Raw genomic sequence first — 23,541 nt, 5'->3', positions numbered from 1 at the left:
TATCAACAATTTTGCACATTCTATTAACAATTACTGTGTGCTGTCCTCTCCCACCCTCTCCATTCCCTCTTCCCGCCCAAATAACCTCAATCTACCGCTGAACGGGTTCCTCCGTTTTTGGTATAATTGATTAAAAATTTCCGGTTTGTTTCAAGAAGCCGGCTCAAAGGAGTCTTCATCATGTTTGATCTTCTTTTCACCATGCTGGAGAGGCTCGGCATCATCGTTACCATTGCCTTTATTTTAACGAGGTTCCGTTTTTTCCAGAGTATGATTTATCAAGATAAATTACGGGGACGGCAGGAAGTGGTCGCAATCCTGTTCTTCGGTTTCTTCGGCATAATCGGGACTTATTCCGGTCTTGCCTTCAACACAGACACCCTTCATTTTGACAGGTGGGCCATGACTTTGAATGCGGATGAAGCCATCGCCAACTCAAGGGTGATCGGGGTAGTGCTCGCAGGGCTTCTCGGAGGATACAGAGTCGGCTTAGGCGCAGGGATCATTGCCGGACTCCATCGGTTCACGCTGGGAGGGTTCACCGATATCGCGTGTGGAATTGCCGCGATTGCTGCCGGACTGATTTCAGGTATATTCTTCAAGCGTAACAAGCATGTAAAGCTGCCGGTGGCCTTCCTGATCGGCGCACTGGCAGAGACGATTCAGATGGGCATCATCCTTCTGGTCGCAAAGCCTTTTGAAAAAGCACTTACCCTCGTGGAGATGATCGGCATTCCGATGATCCTCGCTAACGGAGTAGGCTGTGCTCTATTTCTTTTGATCATTAAAAACGTTGTGAATGAAGAAGAAAAAGCGGGTGCTCTCCAGGCTCAAAAAACCCTGAGAATCGCCGATCAGACACTTGCTTACCTGCGAAAAGGAATGAACGCCGAGTCGGCAAAAGCAGTCTGTGAGATTCTTTTCAAGGAGATCAGGCCTACAGCCGTTGCCATGACAGACAAGACGAGCATACTTGCGCACACAGGATTGGCAGATGACCATCACCGCGCAGGCAGTCCCCTGCAAACTCATATCACCAAGGACGTTATTCAACACGGAAAACTTGTGGTGGCAAATGATGAAACCATACACTGCGTAAACAAGGATTGCCCCCTTGGCGCGGCAGTCATCGCGCCGTTAAAGCAGGGCGGCGAGACGATCGGCACTCTTAAATTTTATTTTTCATCAGAGAAAGAAATATCGAATGTCATACTGGAATTGATCTCCGGATTGAGTGTCCTGCTCAGCAACCAGCTTGAGATCGCTGAAGCTGACAGGGCCCTGCAATATGCGAAAGAAGCAGAAATAAAGGCCCTGCAGGCGCAGATCAGTCCTCACTTTTTGTTCAATTCGATGAATGTGATCGGCTCGTTAATACGCATTGATCCTGCCCAGGCCCGAAAGCTGCTGATTTCCCTTTCCAATTTTCTAAGGCAAAACTTAACGGGGACTACTGCTGAGATCACTTCACTGGAGCAGGAGCTGAAACATGTAAAAGCTTATCTGGCCATTGAAGAGGCGCGCTTTGTGGATAAGCTGAAAGTCGAATATGACATTGACGAAAAATCCCTGACACATATGATTCCTCCCTTGACTCTTCAGCCGATTGTGGAAAATGCAATTAAACACGGGATAAAAAATAAGAACGAAAACTGTCTGGTGAAAATCACCATAGATAAGCTGGAATCCGGGGTGAATATCACTGTAGAGGACAATGGACAGGGAATTCCCGAGGAGCGGTTAGCGCTGCTGGGAGAGAACAGCCTGGAATCGGAGACAGGAACCGGGTTTGCCCTGTATAACATCAATCGCAGGCTGACCATGATGTTTGGAAAGAAAGCAGCCTTAAAAATTAAGAGTGAATATGGAGAAGGAACAAAGATCTCCTTCTGCTTACCTGAAATGGAGGAATCACAATGGAAAAAATGATAAAGGCTTTGGTTGTCGATGATGAACGCTACAGCCGCGATGAATTGAAACACTTGCTCAGCGAGTATCCCTCCATTCAGGTTGCCGGTGAAGCCGATTCGGGGGAAAGCGCCATTCTTCAGTCCATTCAGCACAGTCCGGACGTTGTGTTTCTGGATGTGGAAATGCCAAAGATGAATGGAATGGAAGCCGCCAAATCTCTTTTAGAACTGAAGAAGCCACCGCTGATCGTATTTGCCACGGCCTACCCGCAATTCGCTGCAGAGGCATTCCGGTATGAAGCCGTTGATTACTTGTTAAAACCCTACGATGAAGAACAATTGTCACAAACAGTGGCGAGAGTAAAAAAGCTTCTGCTTTCATCTCATCCGTTCGAGAACAGCAGACAGCCCGGCAAGCTTGCGGTCGAAAGTGAGGGGGAAATCCTGTATCTTGCTCCGACCGATATCCTCTATATATACCGAGAAGAAAAAGTTTCAAAAATCATTACAAAGAGCGGGGAGTATGAAGTCAAAACACCGTTAAAAGATCTTGAAAGCCGGCTTGGTGCATACTCTTTCTTCCGCATTCATAAAAGCTATATCGTAAATCTGGACTTTGTGACGAAATTGACCCCTTGGTTCAATGGTGCGTATCAGTTGGAAATACAAGGACACAGCGAGAAACTTTCGGTCAGCAGAAACTATGTAAAGTCACTTCGCCAGCAGCTGGAATTGTAATTAGTTAAGGACGCGATGAGGCGTCCTTTTACTTTTGAAAACCTTTTCATAAATTGTTGCATCTTAATCCCTCATAATTACATCATAGTCCCTTCTTTCTACATCTTGTTCTTAAAATTCACCATTCCGCCACAATTAAACTTATACTCTATGTAAACGCATTCATAAAACTCTTAAGGAGGATTTCCATGTATACATTTTTAGCCGGTATTGCACTTTTAATCATTGGTTATTTCACGTACGGCAAGTTTGTTGAAAAAGTATTCGGTGTTAAGGCAGACAGAACCACTCCTGCTTTCACTAATCAGGATAATGTCGATTACCTTCCGATGAACACACCTAAAAATTCATTGATCCAGCTCTTGAACATTGCGGGTGTCGGCCCTATTTTCGGACCGATCATGGGAGCGCTTTACGGTCCTGTCGCTTTCATCTGGATTGTCATCGGATGTATCTTCGCAGGTGCTGTCCATGACTACTTGACAGGTATGATTTCCATTCGTAACCGGGGAGCTCACCTTCCTGAGCTGGCTGGCAGATTCCTTGGAAAAGTCATGAAACACGTTGTAAATGCCTTTGCTGTTTTGCTTTTATTATTGGTTGGTACAGTGTTCGTAACGGCACCTGCCGGACTGCTTCATAACCTTATGAACGGCTGGGCAACTATGGGATTGATTCTTGGTGCCATCTTTGTTTATTACGTCTTGGCCACTTTATTGCCGATTGATAAGATCATTGGACGTTTCTATCCGATCTTCGGCGCACTTCTATTAATCAGTGCCCTTGGAGTCGGCGGTATGCTTGTTTTCACTGGGGCATCAATCCCGGAATTATCACTATCTAATTTCCACCCTGACAATGCACCAATCTTCCCACTGTTATTCTTAACGATTTCTTGTGGTGCTTTATCAGGATTCCATGCAACACAAACACCGATCATCTCTCGTACAACTCAAAACGAGAAAAGCGGACGAAAAATTTTCTACGGCATGATGATTGCTGAAGGAATCATCGCCATGATCTGGGCTGCTGCTGCAATGAGCTTATTCGGCGGTTCTGTTGGACTGAACGAACTCCTGGCAAACGGCGGACCAGCTGCGGTTGTAAGTGAAGCTTCAACCTTGATGCTTGGCGCAATCGGTGGAACATTGGCTGTACTGGGTGTTATCATCCTGCCTATCACATCCGGTGATACTGCTTTCAGAAGCGCTCGTATGATTATCGCGGACTATTTCAACTTCTCTCAAAAGAAAGTCACAAGCCGTCTGTGGATCGCACTTCCATTATTCGCAATCTCTTTTGCCCTTACTAAAATTGATTTCACGCTTCTATGGCGTTACTTCTCTTGGGCAAACCAATCAACAGCGGTAATCGCTTTGTTTGTCGGCGCTATGTACTTATATGTAGCGAAAAAGAATTTCTGGATTCCGTTACTGCCAGGTATCTTTATGCTGATGGCCACAACAACGTATATCCTGAACGCACCTATCGGATTCGGATTGGCTCTTAACACTTCTTACATCGGTGCAACTGTCATTTCGATCATCCTTGTCGCTACATTCTTCGTGGCAGCTAAAAAAGCAAGAGAAAACAACATCCCTCTTGAAGACGATGTCTCCAATTGGAACAAAGCTGCATAATGGGCTGCTGCAGTCCAAACTACCGTAAAACGGTTAGCGAAGAAGAAGAGAGAATCAATGAGAAAAAGGGAGCGACACGCTCCCTTTCTCATTAAAAATCACGTTGGTGACCGCAGGTGTGGGTTCCCTGCTTGCCATCATACTTCTTTGACCCATTAAAGCCCGGAGCTGTTTTCCGGGTTTTTTGTTTAGGTTGAGCCTTTTGAGCCTGGCTCAATTCACGCCTTTTGAGCCTGGCTCAGTTCACGCCTTTTGAGCCTGGCTCAGTTCATACCTTTTGACCCTGGCTCAGTTCACACCTTTTGAGCCTGGCTCAGTTTACCCTTTCTGAGCCTGGCTCAATTCACACCTTTTGACCCTGGCTCAGTTTCAGCTTTTAAAATAAAGGGTTCCTTTATTCATATTCAATTCAACATAATGCCTGTAAGAACTTTTTGATCCTCTGCCAAAAGATTCTAATATAACCTTATTTTCAATAAGAGGGTCGTGAGTGGATGTAACGAATGATTTATAGCTGCTCCAAGGGTATTTCTCTGGCATTTTTACCAGCCCTGCTTTAACTGGGTTTAAGTGTATATATCTGCTGGTATCGACTAACTGTTTTATGTCTCTGATGATTTTATCATCAAATCGATCCTGAAACAGATGGCCTATGCATTTATATTTATTATTGAAGTACCGGGCATAAAGGGAATGTGTATAATGGATGATTTGTGAGGGAGAATGTTCCTGGGTCTCTATTAATAAGTGGAGATGATTGGACATGAGACAGAATGAAGTTTAAAAGGATAGTGTTGTTTAGCTTTTTTTAGCAGGTGAAGATAGTATTGATAGTCATCTTTTTCACGGAAAATTAGGTCTTTCCGGTTTCCGCGTGCTGTTATGTGATACATGGCTCCTGGAAACCATACTCTCTTTTTTCTTGCCATTGAATCATCCTTTCACTATTAATCTAATTATTTATTCCATATATTCACTAGAAATCCTGCTAAGTAATTATCAATTGAGTATTCACCCAACCAACAGGAGGAGAAAATCATGAAAATATTAGTAGTTGGAGCCGGCGCGGTCGGCGGTTATTTTGGCGGTAGACTTGCAGAAAAGGGCGAGGATGTGACGTTCCTGGTGCGTGAAAGCCGTAGGAACCAGCTTGAAAAGACAGGGCTTTCCATCCATAGTGTTCATGGGAATATTGAGTTGAAACCGAAAACACTGGTGTCAGGGGAAAGCCCTGCCCCATTTGATGTGATTATCCTGTCAGTCAAAGCGTATCATCTTGATAGTGCGATGGAGAGCATTCAGCCATACGTGGGGGCGGAGACGATGATTCTTCCTCTATTGAACGGCATGTCCCATGTGGGAAAACTTGTTGAAAAATTTGGAGAGAAGAATGTCGTCGGCGGTCTGTGTTTCGTCGAGTCGACATTGGATTCTGAAGGCCGGATCATTCAGTCCAGCCCCATTCATGATTTAGTATTTGGAGAAGTGACAGGTGAGAAAACGGACCGAATTTTGAAGCTGCAGGATGCTTTCAGCGGGGCGAAAGCCAATTTCACTCTCGCTGAAAACATCGTTCAGGATATGTGGCATAAGTACCTTTTCATTACGACGCTTTCAGGTGTCACTTCGCTCTTCCGTTCATCGATTGGGCCTATCAGAGATAACGAAACAGGTTTGACGACCATCAAGAAAACATTAGGAGAAACGGCTGCCATCATGCGAAGTTTGAGCGCTCCCATCGCAGATGATATTGAAGCGAAGCAATTGGAAAAGCTGAACAGCATGGGATATGATATGAAATCTTCACTCCAGCGCGATATGGAAAAAGATTTAGCGATTGAAGCAGACCACCTGTATGGCTTTTTGCTAAATGAAGCAGCCAAACATAACATCGATGCTCCAACACTTGGCATCATTTATGCGAATCTTAAAATCTATGAAGGTTAAAAACAGAGCAGGTATCCTCCTCGAGGGCACCTGCTCTATACTATTGTTTATAGGCCTTCTCCACATCAGTTCATAAGGTTGTGACCATCTGAATTACATCCTTTTAAAGGAGTTATACTCATCAATCACTTCCCGATGGCTCTTCACGATGTATTCCGGCAGGTCATCAATAAAGAAGTATTTACACTGAATGGATTCCTCCTCATCTACTTTGATGACGCCTTCCACATCTCTTGTACTGTATGCGGTGGTTACAACATAGAACGGAACTCCGTTTGCCGCGACAATAAAATAGTCTTCTCCTGAGTAAACATTGATCAGGTCCAGCTTTCCGACTTCAAGCCCCGTTTCTTCATACACTTCCCTGCGTGCCACATCTTCTGTGGATTCACCAAGCTCCATCAAACCACCCGGCAGTCCCCATGCCCCTTCCGGATGCCTTCTCTGCTGAAGCAATATCCTATTGTTATCATCTAAAATCACAACAACCGAACCGACTAATATCAATGGCCGTTTTCCGACCAGCTCCCGAAGTTCTTCTACATATCCCACTTTTGATACCTTCCTTTCTACACTACCTAACAGTTCCATAGTCCAAACCTCTAATCCTTCCATCCGTCGCAAAAACCGTTTACTCTCACATCAAAGGAGGTATTAACACAATATGGGGCCAGTCCCCTTACAACATTACCTGAATTAAAAATGTTTTTCTAAATATATCTAAGGAGGCAATAAGAGATGGAAGCAAAAAGATCTTATTATGTAGATATGAGAAGCGGAGATATCCTGGAGGAGCCTTCTTTTGAAGAGAGTGCAGGACTGCACATCTTAGCGACGCCCGAGGAAAGAACAGAGCTCCAGAAATTATTCGATGACAATTATGACGATGATGTCTCGACTTTTATCCGTTCTCACATTCCATTCAGGCAATATCATAATGACCCTGAAGACGCACAGTATGACAGATCCATGCAGAAGATTTACGCCATGATCTATAAACTTGGAGACGCGGAAACCAGGCAGCATATAGAGAAAATCGGTGTGCTCGATGAACATAAACCCCATGTAAGGGACGATATTGAAAATTTAAAATAAGATTTAGGCCTGGACTTCAGCAAAGTCCGGGCTTTTTGTTATAACTGCAAAAAAAATGTTTGTTCAAACGGGCAATGCTTGATATGCTAAAAGACGGGGATTATACAATTTTTTCAATTCTCAAAATTAGATCATACAGCGGGAGGCTCGTCCTTGCTTATATTAATTAAAACTCTATTAATCAACATAACTATTTTGTTCTCATTCACATTTAATGCAAATATCTTTTTTCCTTATAAATATCTGTCTGAGCAAAATTTTAAAGAAAAAATAAACTATGGGCTGGTTGGTTCCATGGGAGCATTGTTCTGCATGTTTTATCCTATTGAAACACTGGGTGAAACACACTTTGATCTCCGAATGATCGCCATCATGATTGTTACTATTTATGCCGGGGCCATATCAGGCAGCCTTGTCCTTTTGATCGTATGTATTTTTCGTTATCTGATAGGCGGTCCTTACGTGATTATCGGCATTGCTGTTTCCGTCCTTGCGTTCGCTGTCGGTCTCTTATTTCAAAAGATGCTTCATAAAACAAAGCATAAGTTTCTTGTCAGTTTGTTAATAATGACAGTCTATTCAGCGATTTACATAACGATCATCCTCTTTACTGTTACGATGCTGGATCTTACTTTCTATATTATTTACTTTGGCACATTCGTTTTTACATTCGTCTCCTTGGTTCTCATTATTGAGAGGCTCATGAAAACAAATAAACAAATTGAGGAGATGGTCTATCTCGATAAATTGAATATGGTCGGCCAAATGGCTGCGTCGATTGCACATGAAATCCGCAATCCACTCTCCACCGTGAAAGGCTTTATCCAGCACCTGAGTGAAGACACGAAAGATGAGCAGTTTAAAAGGTTTTCTCCTCTCATCCTGGAAGAATTGGATCGGACAAATAAGATCATAACCGATTACTTGAGTATCACAAAACCGGAAAAGTTTCATGTGTCGGTCATCAATTTGACAAACGTAATCCAATCCTCTGTAGACCTGTTGAGACCATATGCTGCATATTCCAATACCTCGATTGTTCTTAATACAGACAATGAATATTATATCGAGGGCGATGAGCATCATTTAAAACAGGCAATCATGAATGTTATCAAAAATGGAATAGAATCTACTGAAGATAAGCGAGGTATAGTGAGGATCGAGATTTCCACCGGCATGCTGACAGATACTGTAGAAATCCGCATTTCCGATAATGGCATCGGCATGACATCAGAACAGCTAAGCAAAATCGGCCTTCCTTTCTATACAACGAAAACGAAAGGAACCGGGCTGGGCAGTATGGTCACCAATAAGATCATTCGCGAATTGCATGGAAAGATTGAATATGATAGTCAACCTGAAAAAGGAACGGTCGTCCGTATAGTACTGCCATTGCATGATAGAAATACAAGAAGCGAATCCTGATTGGGTTCGCTTTTTTGGTGCTATGGTTGGCGCTTAACTGGGGCACTGTCTCATTTTGAGGTCCCCGGCTCCTTGTGCGCCCTACATCATTTTCTGTTTTCTCCCTTTTGATGTCCCTCGCTGCGTCATCTATCTCAATCGGCACCAAAAAAGCCAGCAACCAAGGCTGCTGACTCTTTTCAAATTACATATTCTTTAAAGTTTCTGTCAATACCGGTACGATTTGTTTCTTGCGGGATACAACGCCTTTAAGTACTGCAGTGCTATTATCAAGTTTCACATCGTAAGCTTTTTCAACTGCTTCAGCTTTTTCCCCTAATGCCAATGCAACGGAGTCGCTGTTCAGGATATCAGTGGTTACGAATAGGAACAGATCCAGGCCTTTTTCTGAGACTGCTTTGGAGATGGCCTCTTCAAGCTCGCTTTGACGTTGAAGAACTTCATCCGTGTCAACGGCATTCACCTGAGCCACTTCCACTTTGTAGTTACCCATTTGGAATTCCTTTGCATCGAGGGAAATCAGGTCTGCAGCGGTTTTATCGCCCAGGCTTGCACCTGCTTTAAGCATTTCAAGTCCGTACTCATCTGCATCCACACCCGCGATTTCCGCAAGCTCACGTGCAGCTTGGACATCTTCATCTGTGCATGTAGGAGATTTGAACAACAGGGAATCAGAGATGATGGCAGACAACATTAGTCCTGCCATTTCTTTGCTGATGTTCAAGCCTTTTTCTTTGTAGATTTTGTTTAAAATCGTCGCTGTGCAGCCAACCGGTTCGGCACGGTAGTATAGTGGATCGCTTGTTTCAAAATTTGCAATCCTATGGTGATCGATTACTTCAAGGACTCTTACTTCCTCGATGTCATCAGCACTCTGCTGACGTTCGTTGTGGTCCACAAGGATTACTTCTTTCGCTTCTGCCGCAACTTTTTCTACAAGGCGGGGTGCTTCAACTTTAAAATGATCAAGTGCATATTGAGTTTCCCCATTAATTTCTCCGAGGCGGACAGGCTCAGCATTTACACCTAATTGTTGTTTTAGATCCGCGTAAACCAATGCAGAGCAGATCGTATCTGTATCTGGGTTCTTATGACCAAAGATCAATACTTTTTCCATCATGACTCTCCTTTTTTTACATTCTTTTATGTAGTCTTAAAATTCACTAGTGAAATCATAACATACGACAGTATTTTATCATATTCGAACACTGTTTTCGCATCAAATGTTGGCTGGTGGTTGAAATAATTTAAATCATTTACGAATGCAAATAAGCGATAGCTGCAGCTTTTGTTTTGAGATGTACGAACCCCGGGGAAATAAATGTTACTGTCTTTGAAAAGCTCCCTCATGACATCTTTCCCGATCATTTTGGGTTTTCATGTCCTTGAGGAATTTCCTCATGACACTTTTTACCGCTCTTTTTGGACTTTCATGGCCTTGAGGAGCTCCCTCATGACACTTTTCCTGCTCATTTCAAGCGCTCACGTCCTTGAGGAGCTTCCTCAAGACACTTTTCCCAATCTTTTCGGGCTTCCATGTCCTTGAAAAGCTCCTCGATGACACTTTTTCCGCTCTTTTCGACAGCTCCTGCTCTAATAACCATCAATCCTCATCTTTGATATCCGGATCTTCTGGAATCGGTTCATTCTGCCATTGTTCAAAATGCTTCCTGTAGGCTTCCATCTGCTCATGATAGTTTTGAAAGTTGTCCTTATTGATCAGATACTGTTCACCATCAAATACCGCCTTGATCTTTTTCTGTTTGATCAACACCTCGATATACGATTCAGGAAGCGAGAGATATTCAGCGATTTCTTTTATAGTCATATACATGATTTTACCTCTCCCTCAGCTTTTTGTATTCATTCTAACACAGTCTTGTTTTTACGATTCAACTCAATAAAAAAGATCAAGGTCGTTACGCAACCTCAATCTTGCTCTACACTTCAAAATACAAATCATAATGCAAGGCACAGCCTGGGTTGAAGGAGGCATGGCATTCAGGACAGCTGGATTTACAATTCATATACTCGGCGATGGTCAGTTCGTGACCGCAAGAACCGCAAAGAACGGCCTTCACATTTCTTGATTCCTTATCCCAGACTTCGGCGGGATGGTCAGCGGTCTCTTGATGACACAGGTGGCATGGATAGTAGGTGCCACAACACTTAAATTTGATCGCAATAATATCGATTTCTTTATGATAATGACGGCATCTTGTTTGCGTATCAACATCGACACCCTTTACTTCATGTCCTTTCACAATGACTAGGTTATTTTGCACTAGTTGTCAGCTCCTGATTTTTTTCCAGTTCTTTTTGCAGCCGTCTAAATAAGATCAGCCGGTACATGCGGAAATCAGCTCGTAACGACCAGACAGGATGACCAAATGTGGCAGGCTTGTTACCTTCAATGAAAAAATGGCTGAACCAGGCAAAAGCATAGGCTGTCACGGGTGCCAATACAAGAAACCAAAAATTAAGGGTGAAAACGGATAATATAACAAACACGAATACAAAGCTTGTTCCAATAAAATGCCAAGCCCTTGTTGAAGGTTTGCTGTGCTGAGAAAGATAAAACGGCCAGAACTCTTCATAACTTTTAAACTCCATCCTCTTCTCCCCTTTATGTAAGCGATTACTATTACTGTTCGCCAAAACCGTTAGTATTCCTTCTATTGAATGTGGAGGGGCGGTACGACGCTTCCTGATTTTCATGTCTCTAATAATAACAAACATGGCTTACAAGTATATCTCTTCTCAAAATATCGAATCCTAAGCTTAAAGGAGTTGAAATCATGCCGAACGAAAACCAAAATCAGCATTCACAGACGACACCTCATTTTGACGGCAAGAACGAAGCAATCATCAATGACAGCACAGGTGCGCAGATGGGTGTCACCCTGGACACGAAACAGGACTTTGCCCGCCAGGAGAATCCATTCCCTGTCCACCCTAAGGAAGACAAGGAAATGAAAAAACTTGGTTCACTAATAAAAGGGGAGTAATCGCAGTTCCAGGGCGCCTGGTTCCAGCCCTTTGTACCAGGCACCCATTCATGCTCCCTTCTGTAACGATCCTCATAAATCTAAGGATGTGAATAAGAAATGACTGACTGGAATGAACAAGCTGCACCGAATAATAATCTCGGGTCGACTTCTTTTAAAAAAGCCTTAGCCCCTAACAATAAAATAAATGCAGAAAAACAAAATGATAAAGGGAAAAAACATGACCAGAAATAGGCCATGTTTTTTCTTTTTAGACGTTTGCATTTGCAAAATCAGGTTGTTTGTTATTCTTGTAGATGAGTTCAAGCTGGCGCTGCCTGATGTTGAAAAGTTTCAACGGATCTTTGACTGCTTCAGGATTTGCTTTAAGCGTGCTCAGTTCGAACTCGTTATCCGCAATCAGGGTTTTCGTTTCTTCTGATGTATTCTCCAGTTCGGCGAGCGGGCCTCGGAAGAAGATTGCTACATCTCTTTCGATCGACTGCTGGAACAGCTGGAACTGACCCATGAACCTTTCCATTACCGCTTGGGCCGTATCTTCATAACTTTCATTTTCAATGAATCTCGTGTACTGGTTTAAAAGCATCTGCTTATTCTGACCAATAGAGCCAAGTAATTTCCCGACGCTTTTCAACAGCACTTGAGAAGGATTGCGGCGCAGGAGGATATTGACCTTGTCCTTCATGACCTTGCTAGTCATTCTGTCTGCATCCCGGCGCCAGTCGTTTAAGACTTTGAAGTCACATACCAGCTCGAGTCTTTCTTCACGATACATGGCATTGAAACTGTCGCGCATTTCTTCGAGGTACTGCTTGCCAGATTGGAGCTCCTCTGTAGCAAAGGCGATCCATTCATCCAAATTTTGTTTAAGATGAGGCATTGCCTTCTCATTCAAATAGGATTCTATCCTTCTGTTCATTTCATCATTCAGTGACAGGTGCAGCGTTCGGAAATCACTGTCCTCTTCGATGAAATCAACACATTTCTTTAAAACAACCGGAAGTTCTTCCAGTATTCTGTTTTGAACCTGACTTGTTTTTTCTATAAAAGCAGACTTGATGGCCGCCGCCTTCTCAGCTTCCATATCCTGAAGCTGCAGGTGGGCACCATTCAATTTCTTCTCCATATCTTTATTCCACTGAATGGAGTCAATGAGATTATTTTCCCTGTCCACTCTTTGACGGAGAAGATCCTTTAGAATATCTTTAACATAGTAAAGCAGGTTTTCAGTCCGGTCGTCTTCTGATGGAGACCGGAAGTGGAAACGGGCAATGGCTGATAAATCTTCCAAAGAAGATGCCTGAAAAACATTTGCATCAGGGAAGTACTTCCCTAACAAGGACTTGGTTTCCGATACCGTTTCATCCTGAACTTTCCCTTGGCTCACAGAAAGCAGGACATTCACTTTAAGGTCAGGGTTCTTCTCTTTGACTACTACCAGCCCTTTAAAAACATTTTCTGTCAAACGCTCTTTCCCATCAATGACATAAAGAATGCTGTCTGACATATTTAACACACTGTCACCGGTCACATTGGAAGCCAGTAAACAGGTCAGCTTATTTTCTTGCAGGAATGCAGAAGGCTGCTCTTGCTGCAGCCATACCGTCCCCGGCTGACGGAGAAGCATGGACTCATCCTGGAACTCCTCTTTGCTGTCCAGCGTTACAATTCCTTTATCGGATATCCTTCTATACTGAGTTGAACTGTTATGCTTCAGAAGCACAGGCGTGGATGGCAGTTGATTGAAAATGCTGCTCCCCGCTACTCGATCGATAAATGAGTATACTTCCTCTTCAGATGAACCTGAGACTAACAGACGGTGAACCTCTGTATTTTTTAATTCCTTTATAATCCACTGGTACCTGCTGTCAACCTTCACGTCTTGATGTTGGGTCCATTCCAAGATTTCATCAAGCAGGCTCAGGGTTTGATTGAATCCATTCGACTTCACCCCGGCTTTGCCCATCAGGTTCTTTGCCTTCTTCACCGCCCAGCCATCGACACTCTTAGGGAAAAGTTCTTCCCAAGAGAGCAAGGCTGATGCAGCATAAACCGTATGCTTGGAATCGGTAATGTTTACCCAGGCCATAAGCAGTTTTGGTACAAGAGGCTGAAGTTCTTTGATAAATCGACCGCTGCTAATCAGCATCTCATACGTTTCTTTGTAAAGAGAAGACAGCTCCATCCAGCTTTCGCCGCTCCCTACATCAATATCCACAATCAGCAGATTGACCTTCCCAATCCACTCCTCATACATATCGCTGTCCCGGTAGCTATGCCAAAGAGAGCTGATAATTTGTTCTAATAGTAGTTTATCAATGGTTGAAAGGGTAAAGAGCCCTTCCATAAAGTAGCCAGGCGTAATGTCCCTCGTTACTCCTGAATTTATATACCCTTTCAGCGTCTCAAACCACTGCAATTCTTCAGTCCTTATCGCTTCGTTGACCGCAAGCTCCACCGCACTGTGCCAATCTCTGTTCTTCTCAAAGAAATGTTGGGCAACCGATGTCATATCAGGATAATCAGGGTTCATGGAGACGGCATTTTTGATTACGGCGTCTGCACTTTGGATATCACCCTGTTTGATATAGAGCGAAAATAAATGAAGAGCGACCTCAGCTTTTAGTGTCGGGCACTCGGTTTTCACAGCTTTATAAACCTCTTCCGCGGTGGAAAGCTGGTCGAGTTCAAAGAAGGCATCAGCTGTGTTCTTTTGAGCCCAGCCGGCTAATTCATTATCGATATTTTCCCATTTAAAAATAGCCGCTTCATAATCTTTATGGTGGAAGTAAACTTCACCCTGGGCAAAGCGGATATAGGATAAATCAGGGAGATCCTTTTGCTGTTCCACAAGGTAGGCTTCCCCCAGTACAGCTATAGGATGCTCTGCTTGGTCATTCATCATAGTTTTATAAAATGTCTTTAGTATGTATTGTTCTTCTGTTTTCATGACAATCCTCCGCTAAGTATAGTACTTGTGAAAGGTGAGCATATACTTCTTCAATACCTTTATTTTATCAGACTTCTCTGCATCAAAGATTGCAATTTCACAACAATTTCTACAGGGAATGTAATATTGCCTGATTTCCGCTGCAGTCATGCGATGATATTAGACATCCCGGGAGGCCGCCCACCTTCCGCTCCAATCGAACATGATCTTATTCTAATGCTAAATAATCTGTTGTCCTATTAGGCCTTATTAGCAACACTAACAATTAACAAAGCCTTTTCCAGAAACACAAATATAATCCGGGTTAACATGACTTACCAATCCCGCTGATGGTTATTTAAAAAGTTTCAATCCATATTAAGAACACACACTAGTAGAAAGGAGGCATCATGATGGCGTTTTTATCAAGAGAGCAGTTAATCAACGAACTTCAAACTTCTTTCCCTTCCCTGATGGAAGAGTATGGTCTTGAGGAAATCGGCGTCTTTGAAGAAGAAGGGCAGAAGGATCAATACTACCTTGGCTACACAGTGAAAAAAGACGGAAAAGCTTATATGATTCACCTTCCATATAAAAAGGACCATGACGGAGGATTAGAGCCCTCTTCTCAACAATGGACGATTGAATCTGATGACCCTGATGCGGCCGACCATACCGGTTTTGACAGTATGGAATCGGCTTTGAGGGGGATCTAGGTTTGTGGTTTGTGGTTTGTGGTTTCTGGCTCAGTTTAATTTTTTCGAGCCAGATGTTCGCTGAGTCGGTAAGGTGGGGCATTGCCTTGCATGGGGGCGATTCTTATTTTGGGATGCCAATCGACCGGGTCTTTCCGCCTCTTCGACAGGGTCGATTCTCTTTTTGCAACCATTCGACCTGGTCTTTACGCCTCTTCGACAGGACCGATTCTTTTTTAAAACGAATCGACCCGGTCATTTCGCCTCTTGGACAGGGTCGATTCTCTTTTGCAACCATTCGACCTGGTCTTTACGCCTCTTCAACAGGGTCCATTCTCTTTTTGCAACCATTCGACCTAATCATTGCACTTCTTGGACCAGGCCGATTCTTTTTTGGAACCAATCGACCGGGTCTTTACGCCTCTTCGACAGGGTCGATTCTCTTTTGCAATCATTCGACCTGGTCTTTCCGCCTCTTCGACAGGGTCGATTCTCTTTTTGGAACCAATCGATCTTGTCTTTTCACCTCTTTGACCGGGTCGATTCTTTTTTGGAACCAATCGACCGGGTCATTTCACCTCTTCGACAGGACCGATTCTTTTTTAGAACGAATCGACATGGTCATTCCCCCTCTTTGACCCGCCGGTTATCTTATTTGTGCCCCAACGGAGAAGTCGTCAGGTCCTCTTGTATCCAGTTATCAATCACTGGGCTCCAATGAGGCTACTGCGGATGCCAGTTCGACCTCATGTTCAATGAATATCTCTGCAATAGCATGCCGCAAGTCACTTTCGACCTTTTCTTTTATTTGAAAATTGGTAACTGGAATCAGTACAAGAAATTCCATTGCCTGGGTTTTGATATCCACAAACCGGATATCAGGCGGAGGGCTGTCCAGGATTCCTTCAGCATCTTCCTTTACCTTTTCAACTGCTTTCATAAGCAATCCCTCAACCTCTTTGGTATTCATTCCATACCTTACACTGATTGTCACTTCAGCACTGACCGCCACGCTGGAACGGTTGCGGATGATTTGTTCAATAAAATACTGATTGGGGACTATCAGCGTACCTTCTTTCGCTGTCCTGATAATGGTTGAACGCAGACGAATCTTCTCCACCCGCCCATTTTTGCCGTTAACCTGGATGACCTCCCCTACTTCGATGGGCCTCTCAAAGAGAATGATGACACCGGATATAAAGTTCCCGGCAATATTACGCATCCCAAAACCAATCCCGATTCCAAGCACACCGAGCACAGCAGCGATTGCGGATAGATCAAGCCCCACCGTCGTCAAACTGACCACCAGTGCCAATATCATGACAGTATAGTAGATGATTCTGTTAAAAGTATATCCAAGGCCAGTATTGATGTCGTAATACTCATATACCTGCTTCAGAACATACTGGGTAAAAATTTTCACCAGTCTGTGCGCCAACGACACAATCATAAAAGCAACTAAAATGAGGAACACCGATACGTCCACCCCTCCCTGCGAATAGAGGGTGTACGTAAGCCAGTCTTCCCCCCAGAAGTATAAGAGGAACAAAAGCAATGCTCCATAAAAACTGAGCCAGTTCAATACCGACCGCACAGTTGCGGTAAACCTCTCTTGCAAAACGGAACTCCGGTTTTCTATGTAAACAGCTGCCCTTTTTAAAATAATATTTCCTATCAGGATCAAGGCCAGCACTAATAAGAACCACTTTAGGTCAATTTCAGATAACCCATTAAAAAACCTCTCCATCATTTCACTTCACCTGACTTTTCACCAAAATATACTTCCTTGTTTTATACCCCATTCTTCGGATTACATTCTTTTTGGGCGGTTATCAGGAGAAAGGTGAATTTGGGGCACGCCCTTTTTCGGGCCAATGAGATTCGATTTCCCACTCGATGTTGGCCCATTTTCTCCTTTTTCGGTCCCTTGAGATTCGATTCCCCTTTCATGCCGGAGATTAAGCCGTCCCCTAGCAATTATTGATTAATCTTACCTAATTCTCAAAACAAAAAAACCTCCTGCACAAGGCAAGAGGCATGAGTCGGTTTTTATTTGAACCAGCCCTTCTCTTTCGATTGGGTGATGGCTTCGATTCGATTTTTCACTTGAAGTTTGTCAAGTATGGTGGAGATGTAGTTTCGGACGGTTCCGGTTTTGATGCTGAGTTCGTCTGCGATTTCTTTGGTGTTTTTTCCGTCGGCAACGAGTTCAAGGACTTCTATTTCTCTGACTGTCAAAGGATTTCCTTCACCGTAAGCATCTTCGATTAGTTCAGGAGCATACACCCGTTTGCCCGACATCACAGTCCTGATGGAATCCGCCAGGTCTTCACTCGGACTGTCTTTTAACAAATAGCCATTTACACCCGCTCTAATCGCTCTTTGGAAATAGCCTGCCCGCGCAAACGTGGTTAATATGATGATCTTGCAGCCGGTCCCCTTAAGCTCTTCAGCCGCGTCCAGACCGGTTTTCCCCGGCATTTCGATATCCATGATACAGACGTCAGGCTGGAATTCACGAACCAGTCGCAGTGCTTCCTCGCCGTTTGATGCTTTGCCGACTACTTCCATATCATCTTCCAGGTCCAGCAATGAGCCGAATGCTCCAAGCAGCATCTGCTGGTCTTCCGCAATGACGATTTTGATCATGTCACTTCCCCCTGTTCTGTCTGTTTGACATCGTTTGGTACCGTAATGATAAGCGTTGTTCCGCCGTCTTTTACAATGTTCATGTCCCCATTGATAAATTCGAGTCTTTCTCTCATTCCTACAAGTCCATGTCCTTTCCGTTCATCTCCACGTGGTTCCCGGAAGGCTCCGTTATCCTTTATCACCATAGTGATTTCCTTCCACGTTTGATCTATTGTTAGTTCACATTGGCTTGCCCCGCTATGCTTAACGATATTCGTGACTGCTTCTTTTAAGCACATACTCAGTATATTTTCGGTTAGTAGTGACACGTTTTTCAATTCTAATTTCTTAATTCCGGAAAACTCAATTTCAGCCGCCTTTAAAATTTTTGCAACGGTGATGATTTCATCTTCGAGGCGGATTCCGCGCATGGAGGAAACCATCTTGCGCACTTCATTCAAGGCTGTCCTGGCTGTTTGCTGGACATCCTTCAGCTCGCCTTTTGCTCTTTCCGGATCCTTATTGATCAGTTTTCTGGCCAGGTCGCTTTTCAAACCGATCAATGACAATTTCTGCCCAAGGGTATCATGAAGGTCACGGGCAATCCGCTGCCTTTCCTCCAGTTTCCCAAGCTCGGTAATCCTCTTGTTCGCGTCCTCCAGCTTTTCTTCCAGTTGTCCACGCTCGTTGCGGTTATGGATGTTGAATGGAAGCAAAATGACACTGATCCAAATGATGATGACAAATGGAAATTGCTTAATGAAAAGTGCCTCATCCTGGATAATTGTAATATTGATAGAAACCGTGGTCGCAATAAGGTGGGCAAAGTACAAAATCAAAAAAGTCTTTCTTTCTTTGATATTCCCGATATAGTGAGCCAGGAAAAAAGCAAAGTACACATAGCTGAATAGTGAAGTGGACGCAGTCGAAATCCCTATCAAAATAAACGTCCATAGATAGACCAGCCATCCCTTAGAAAAAAAGGCAATCTGGTAAAAAACAAAAAACAGGATTGTCAGGATGGTCCCGGTGATCATAACGATCATGGATGATGACTGAAAAATAAAATAAAACGGCAGTATATACAAGATGATCCATATGTACGGGGAAATCCCGCTATTGCGTTGAAACGCCAAATATCTATTAAACATTAAAGAACCTCATTTTTTTCTATTTACTACTTTCATCTTATCCCTTTTGTCAATATTTTTCCATAAGGTATTGTTATTTGCGCTGGGAAGTTTATCGGCGGTTTTGTGATATTTTCAGCGATTCCTGGGATTTATCAGCGATTTTGCATTTTTTATCGGTGATTCCTGAAACTTATCAGCGATTTTGTAATATTATCGGTGATTTGGGTTTTATCGGCGATTGCACACTTTCACCATCCAATTCCCACTTCCGCGGCGAATCCCCTGTAAAGGAAAACTCCCCACAAAGAATAAGATCCAGCCGTTAAGCTGGATCGTCGATGACTCAGTCTGTCACTGTTAAATTTTCTGCTTTTGATAAAGACTTAACATCTTTAAAGCGGACAAACTTTTTATTTGTTTCATCCCACAACTTAAACTTCAATGATCTTAAGCTCGTAGCCAAGGTAATAGTGGGGACATGCTGCAGGGACTCATTGCTTCTGTGGGCCTCTTCAAGCTTATAGTTAGGGACCCTTGGGGCAAGATGGTGTACATGGTGGAAACCGATATTTCCAGTGAACCATTGCAGGATTTTAGGCAGTTTATAGAAAGAACTGCCTTCAACTGCTGCCAGAACAAAGTCCCACTCTTCATTTACTTCAAAATAGGAATCTTCAAATGTATGCTGCACATAAAATAACCATATGCCCATGATGCCGGCAATATAGAAAATGGTTCCGTGAACTAACAGAAATGCCTGCCAGCCTACAGTGTAGCAAAGAACCGCAACAATGGAGGTGATAGCGATATTTGTAATATAGGTATTGATCCGCTCTTTCTTCCTTGCATCCTTACGGTTAAAGCGGTTTGTAATCAAGAAAACATATATCGGTCCCAATCCGAACATCACAAGTGGATTTCGGTAAAGGCGGTACGAAACCCTTGTCCAAAAAGAAGCACTCTTATATTCCTCAACGGTCATCATCCAAATATCACCCGTACCGCGTTTGTCCAAATTTGAGCTCGTTGCATGGTGAACAGAATGCTCGTGCTGCCATTGATAGAACGGGAACAGGGTAATGATCCCGGTGAGGGTGCCGATAATTTGGTTCGCCTTCCTATTTTTGAAGAAAGAATAGTGGCAGCAATCGTGAAAAATGATGAAAATCCTTGTCAATAAACCTGCCCCGACGATTCCTAAGGCCAGTGTCAGCAAATAAGAAACAGAAAGGCTTAAATAAGCAAGAACCCATACTGACACGAAAAGACCTATGGTTGTTACAAGTTGAAATACACTCTTACTTGTCTCCGACCCTTCAAATGGAGACACTTGCTTTCTTAATGTTTTTGTCTTTTGTTTAGTCATTTATCATATATTCCTTTCCTCATTTTTCTCTTATAGTAAGTATAAAAAATTAAAAATCATAAGTGCAGATATACCTGTCATCACAAAAACATGACAAGTGTCATGGTTAGTGAGAATCACTGGTAAAACAAGCTTTTTTAAGAGAATCTGACTTGTTCCTCCCTTATCATGAACCAAAAATCCACACATTATTTCTACTTTTTTCTTGTTTGCCTTTTCATCATTTTGAGAAGCCTTGGCAACTCAAAGAAATATTATCCAAAAAACTTTTACCCAAAACTCACACAGTTTAAAACGTAAATTTTCCCGGAGCTTATTTCTATCAACACTGTTTGGCTGATTGTTATAATAAAGATGAACGCATGATCGTGAAAATAACGACAAGGAGGGGTTAAGATGGAGAAATATTACATGAGAATTAACGGTGAGAACGCCGGGCACGACCTGTCGGCTGTCGAGGTCACCAATCCAGCCGATCAGTCAGTGATCGCTTCTGTACCGAACGGCGGACAGAAAGAAGCAAAAGCTGCCGTTGATGCAGCATATGATGCCTTTGCAGAGTGGTCGCGTTATTCTGCATATGAAAGAAGTGAGCTGCTGTTTAAATGGCATGATCTGATAGAAAAAAATAAAGACGAATTAGCGAAGACGATGACAAGAGAACAAGGAAAACCTCTGAAGGAAGCGCTTGGGGAAATGAATTATGCAAACGGCTTCATCTCCTGGTATGCAGAAGAGGGGAAGCGGGTTTACGGGGAAACCATTCCTGCAACTCAAAGAAACAAGCGCTTGTTTGTACAGAAACAGCCGGTCGGTGTTGTCGCTGTCATCACTCCATGGAATTTCCCTGCGGCCATGATTACCCGGAAAGTCGCCCCCGCCCTTGCAACCGGATGTACAGTTGTCATTAAACCTGCTGAACAAACACCGCTTACCGCATTAAAAATGGCTCAGCTTGCTGAGGAAGCCGGCATTCCAAAAGGCGTCATCAATGTCGTGACAGGTGATGCCAAAGCAATCGGCGAAACCTGGCTTTCAGACACTCGCGTCCGAAAATTAACCTTCACAGGATCAACCCAGGTCGGCAAGCTCCTGATGAGGGGAGCGGCTGATACCGTTAAAAAAATCTCATTGGAGCTTGGCGGTCATGCCCCTGTCATCGTGATGGATGACTGTGATATCGATAAAGCGGTAAACGGCGTGATAGCTGCCAAGTTCAGAAACGCAGGACAGACATGTGTCTGCTCAAACCGCATCTATATTCACGAATCCATTCAACAGACCTTCACGGAAAAGCTGGTGGAAAAAGTGAAGGGCTTGAAAGTCGGAAACGGGTTGGATGAAGGCGTCGATATCGGTCCTCTTATTGATGAAGCAGCTGTTCAAAAAGTGAAGAATCACGTCGAAGATGCTTTGAAAGCGGGAGCGGTCCTGGAGTACGGAGGAAACAGTAACGAAGGGTTGTACTTTGGACCGGTCATTTTATCTAATGTAAAAGATGATATGCTTTGCATGACAGAAGAGACTTTCGGGCCATTGGCGCCGATATCGACCTTCTCTTCAATGGAGGAAGCCATCGAACGTGCCAACAATTCCATCTACGGATTGGCCGCCTATGTCTTCACTGAAAACATTACAAAAGGAATTACTGTTTGTGAAGCACTGCAATATGGGATTGTCGGATTGAACGACGGCCTGCCTTCCACTCCGCAAGCACCTTTTGGCGGATTCAAGCAAAGCGGACTGGGCCGTGAAGGCGGACATCATGGGATTGATGAATACCTCGAAGTAAAATATATCTCTCTGGGAATATAGAAAAGAAGGCCGGGAGCCCGGCCTTCTTTTTACGTTTCTAACTAGATCTTTTTTTACTCCGTTTTTCTTCATACATATTTTCATCTGCCAAAGTATAGAGTTCATTCATTTTGCCGACTGAACTTGGACTCGAGGCAAAGCCTATGGAAAGCATGATATTAAGCGTTTTGCTGTAACGATTATACCCGGCTAATTTATGTTGAATAGTCTTCTTCATATCTTGCGGATGGTATTTTTGTTGATCTTTTATCAGGATGGCAAACTCATCCCCGCCAATTCTTGCTACAAAAACATCTTCATTTTGTAAGGTCCTTAGAATCTTGCTTGTTTCCTTTATCAGTTCATCACCGGTTCTATGCCCATAGGTATCATTATAGTATTTCAGCTCATCCAAATCACAAAGCAAGAGCGCGACAGGCCGGTCCTCCAATTCATCGAGAATAGACGATTCATTTTCAAAAGAAAGCCTGTTGGCTAACCCTGAGAGCCCATCGTGGTGCGCCTTGTAAACCAGTTCCTTCTGCAGCTCCATTTTATCATCAATACTGCGGATCACCCCTTGCACTGCCGTCAACTCGCCATTTTTAAAAATAGGGGTGGCGAACTCTTCAAAATATCTATAATTTCCTTCCGTGTCCCTCCACCTCTGAATGATCGGCTGGCTGTAATCAAGCTTACCGGAGAGCTTTTTCTCTAAAATGGTCCTGTCCTCGGGATGGATAAGTTCCACCGGGGTGTGGCCATTTACCATGGCGCGGACCTGGACACCAGGTCCTAATAAATTGTCGATGGAAGGGCTTAGGTATTTGAACTTCAACACCGGTTTCGTTTCACAATAATAAATGATATCCCTTGACCTCTCGACAAGCTGAAAGATCCTCTTTTCATTTTCTCTCGCTTCTGCGTTCTTAATATAGTCAAAACCTTTAAATAGAGACATCCCCGCTACAATTCCGGCTATTAATGTCCAGATTTCCATACTGAACCTCCTTATCATGAGTTATAAGAAGAGATGACTCATTTAAACTGCCTGCCGCAGCCTTTTACTATCGCAGGCATGCCAAGCAGATGCCTCGTTTCGTATCTCTGTTCCTTTTAGAAGCAGCCGCTGTAATAAGGATGCGGTGCCTTCCCGGGAGCTGAAAGGCCTGTTTCACATAACAAAAAAAACCATTCCTCCCCGGAACAGTCCTGTAGACAGTATGAAAT

Annotated in this window: 24 protein-coding genes; 10 read left to right on the top strand and 14 right to left on the bottom strand. The window is 43.5% G+C overall.

Annotation, left to right across the window (positions count from 1 at the left end; genetic code table 11):
* Positions 1-180 precede the first annotated feature (180 nt).
* The 3 genes from BSG1_RS08595 (at position 181) to BSG1_RS08585 (ending at position 4,288) form a co-directional block, all read left to right on the top strand.
* A complete protein-coding gene (locus BSG1_RS08595) occupies positions 181-1,929 on the top strand; it encodes a sensor histidine kinase (RefSeq protein ID WP_006836608.1) in 1,749 nt (582 codons plus the stop codon).
* The gene (locus BSG1_RS08590; RefSeq protein WP_006836607.1) at positions 1,917-2,648 is read left to right on the top strand and encodes a LytR/AlgR family response regulator transcription factor; all 732 of its coding nucleotides are present in this window, start codon (positions 1,917-1,919) and stop codon (positions 2,646-2,648) included. Before BSG1_RS08595 ends, BSG1_RS08590 begins: the two co-directional genes overlap by 13 nt.
* A gap of 188 nt (positions 2,649-2,836) precedes the next feature.
* On the top strand, positions 2,837-4,288 hold the full coding sequence (locus BSG1_RS08585; protein WP_006836606.1) for a carbon starvation CstA family protein: 1,452 nt from the start codon (positions 2,837-2,839) through the stop codon (positions 4,286-4,288).
* Positions 4,289-4,657: 369 nt separating this feature from the next.
* On the opposite strand, the gene BSG1_RS21750 is transcribed toward BSG1_RS08585, so the two are convergent.
* Positions 4,658-5,053 (bottom strand): transposase, encoded by a 396-nt coding sequence (locus BSG1_RS21750; RefSeq protein WP_006836605.1) that lies wholly within the window; start codon positions 5,051-5,053, stop codon positions 4,658-4,660.
* Positions 5,029-5,217: a hypothetical protein gene (locus tag BSG1_RS19805; protein ID WP_006836604.1), complete on the bottom strand. Its 189-nt coding sequence runs from the start codon at positions 5,215-5,217 to the stop codon at positions 5,029-5,031. Before BSG1_RS19805 ends, BSG1_RS21750 begins: the two co-directional genes overlap by 25 nt.
* 109 nt (positions 5,218-5,326) lie before the next feature.
* Here BSG1_RS19805 and BSG1_RS08575 point away from each other — a divergent pair, with 109 nt between their 5' ends.
* Positions 5,327-6,235, top strand: coding sequence for a ketopantoate reductase family protein (locus tag BSG1_RS08575; RefSeq protein ID WP_006836603.1), 909 nt, complete (start codon positions 5,327-5,329; stop codon positions 6,233-6,235).
* 93 nt (positions 6,236-6,328) lie between these two features.
* Here the strand turns inward: BSG1_RS08575 and BSG1_RS08570 are convergent, their stop codons facing one another.
* The gene (locus BSG1_RS08570) at positions 6,329-6,787 is read right to left on the bottom strand and encodes an NUDIX hydrolase (protein ID WP_044022639.1); all 459 of its coding nucleotides are present in this window, start codon (positions 6,785-6,787) and stop codon (positions 6,329-6,331) included.
* A 186-nt stretch (positions 6,788-6,973) separates the two neighbouring features.
* Between BSG1_RS08570 and BSG1_RS08565 the strand changes: the two genes are divergently transcribed.
* Positions 6,974-7,330: a hypothetical protein gene (locus BSG1_RS08565; protein ID WP_006836601.1), complete on the top strand. Its 357-nt coding sequence runs from the start codon at positions 6,974-6,976 to the stop codon at positions 7,328-7,330.
* Between the two features lie 153 nt (positions 7,331-7,483).
* Positions 7,484-8,755, top strand: coding sequence for an ATP-binding protein (locus BSG1_RS08560; protein ID WP_044022630.1), 1,272 nt, complete (start codon positions 7,484-7,486; stop codon positions 8,753-8,755).
* A gap of 184 nt (positions 8,756-8,939) precedes the next feature.
* On the opposite strand, the gene BSG1_RS08555 is transcribed toward BSG1_RS08560, so the two are convergent.
* The 5 genes from BSG1_RS08555 to BSG1_RS08535 form a co-directional block, all read right to left on the bottom strand.
* Positions 8,940-9,872, bottom strand: a complete 933-nt coding sequence (locus tag BSG1_RS08555) for a manganese-dependent inorganic pyrophosphatase (protein ID WP_006836599.1) — start codon at positions 9,870-9,872, stop codon at positions 8,940-8,942.
* A gap of 352 nt (positions 9,873-10,224) precedes the next feature.
* On the bottom strand, positions 10,225-10,359 hold the full coding sequence (locus tag BSG1_RS21555; RefSeq protein ID WP_006836597.1) for a hypothetical protein: 135 nt from the start codon (positions 10,357-10,359) through the stop codon (positions 10,225-10,227).
* A complete protein-coding gene (locus tag BSG1_RS08545; protein ID WP_006836596.1) occupies positions 10,359-10,589 on the bottom strand; it encodes an excisionase family DNA-binding protein in 231 nt (76 codons plus the stop codon). The genes BSG1_RS21555 and BSG1_RS08545 overlap by 1 nt, the downstream gene beginning before the upstream one ends.
* A 106-nt stretch (positions 10,590-10,695) precedes the next feature.
* Positions 10,696-11,040: a CHY zinc finger protein gene (locus BSG1_RS08540; RefSeq protein WP_232214218.1), complete on the bottom strand. Its 345-nt coding sequence runs from the start codon at positions 11,038-11,040 to the stop codon at positions 10,696-10,698.
* Positions 11,030-11,368 carry a DUF962 domain-containing protein gene (locus tag BSG1_RS08535; RefSeq protein ID WP_006836594.1) on the bottom strand — a complete coding sequence of 113 codons (339 nt, stop codon included), beginning with the start codon at positions 11,366-11,368 and terminating at the stop codon, positions 11,030-11,032. The genes BSG1_RS08540 and BSG1_RS08535 overlap by 11 nt, the downstream gene beginning before the upstream one ends.
* A 185-nt stretch (positions 11,369-11,553) precedes the next feature.
* Between BSG1_RS08535 and BSG1_RS08530 the strand changes: the two genes are divergently transcribed.
* Entirely contained in the window at positions 11,554-11,763 is a 210-nt protein-coding gene (locus BSG1_RS08530; protein ID WP_006836593.1) for a hypothetical protein, read from the top strand.
* A gap of 99 nt (positions 11,764-11,862) precedes the next feature.
* Positions 11,863-11,997 carry a hypothetical protein gene (locus BSG1_RS21550; RefSeq protein WP_006836592.1) on the top strand — a complete coding sequence of 45 codons (135 nt, stop codon included), beginning with the start codon at positions 11,863-11,865 and terminating at the stop codon, positions 11,995-11,997.
* 16 nt (positions 11,998-12,013) lie between these two features.
* Here BSG1_RS21550 and BSG1_RS08525 read toward each other — a convergent pair whose 3' ends face one another.
* Positions 12,014-14,713, bottom strand: a complete 2,700-nt coding sequence (locus tag BSG1_RS08525) for a tetratricopeptide repeat protein (protein WP_006836591.1) — start codon at positions 14,711-14,713, stop codon at positions 12,014-12,016.
* Positions 14,714-15,105: 392 nt separating this feature from the next.
* Between BSG1_RS08525 and BSG1_RS08520 the strand changes: the two genes are divergently transcribed.
* A complete protein-coding gene (locus BSG1_RS08520; RefSeq protein ID WP_044022629.1) occupies positions 15,106-15,408 on the top strand; it encodes a DUF5634 family protein in 303 nt (100 codons plus the stop codon).
* Positions 15,409-16,087: 679 nt separating this feature from the next.
* On the opposite strand, the gene BSG1_RS08515 is transcribed toward BSG1_RS08520, so the two are convergent.
* The 4 genes from BSG1_RS08515 to BSG1_RS08500 all read right to left on the bottom strand — a co-directional run bounded on the left by BSG1_RS08515 (position 16,088) and on the right by BSG1_RS08500 (position 20,517).
* Positions 16,088-17,137 (bottom strand): mechanosensitive ion channel family protein, encoded by a 1,050-nt coding sequence (locus BSG1_RS08515; RefSeq protein ID WP_006836589.1) that lies wholly within the window; start codon positions 17,135-17,137, stop codon positions 16,088-16,090.
* A gap of 299 nt (positions 17,138-17,436) precedes the next feature.
* Positions 17,437-18,036 (bottom strand): response regulator transcription factor, encoded by a 600-nt coding sequence (locus BSG1_RS08510; RefSeq protein ID WP_006836588.1) that lies wholly within the window; start codon positions 18,034-18,036, stop codon positions 17,437-17,439.
* A complete protein-coding gene (locus tag BSG1_RS08505) occupies positions 18,033-19,169 on the bottom strand; it encodes a sensor histidine kinase (protein ID WP_044022628.1) in 1,137 nt (378 codons plus the stop codon). The genes BSG1_RS08510 and BSG1_RS08505 overlap by 4 nt, the downstream gene beginning before the upstream one ends.
* A 325-nt stretch (positions 19,170-19,494) precedes the next feature.
* Positions 19,495-20,517, bottom strand: a complete 1,023-nt coding sequence (locus tag BSG1_RS08500; RefSeq protein WP_006836586.1) for a fatty acid desaturase — start codon at positions 20,515-20,517, stop codon at positions 19,495-19,497.
* 396 nt (positions 20,518-20,913) lie between these two features.
* Between BSG1_RS08500 and BSG1_RS08495 the strand changes: the two genes are divergently transcribed.
* Positions 20,914-22,332, top strand: coding sequence for an NAD-dependent succinate-semialdehyde dehydrogenase (locus BSG1_RS08495; protein ID WP_006836585.1), 1,419 nt, complete (start codon positions 20,914-20,916; stop codon positions 22,330-22,332).
* Between the two features lie 37 nt (positions 22,333-22,369).
* On the opposite strand, the gene BSG1_RS08490 is transcribed toward BSG1_RS08495, so the two are convergent.
* Positions 22,370-23,311, bottom strand: a complete 942-nt coding sequence (locus tag BSG1_RS08490; protein ID WP_006836584.1) for a sensor domain-containing diguanylate cyclase — start codon at positions 23,309-23,311, stop codon at positions 22,370-22,372.
* Between the last annotated feature and the right edge of the window lie 230 nt (positions 23,312-23,541).

Source organism: Bacillus sp. SG-1, from assembly GCF_000181495.1.
Lineage (GTDB): Bacteria > Bacillota > Bacilli > Bacillales > Bacillaceae_B > Rossellomorea.
Note: the sequence above shows the minus strand (reverse complement) of the source record. Positions and strands in the feature narration are given on the sequence as shown.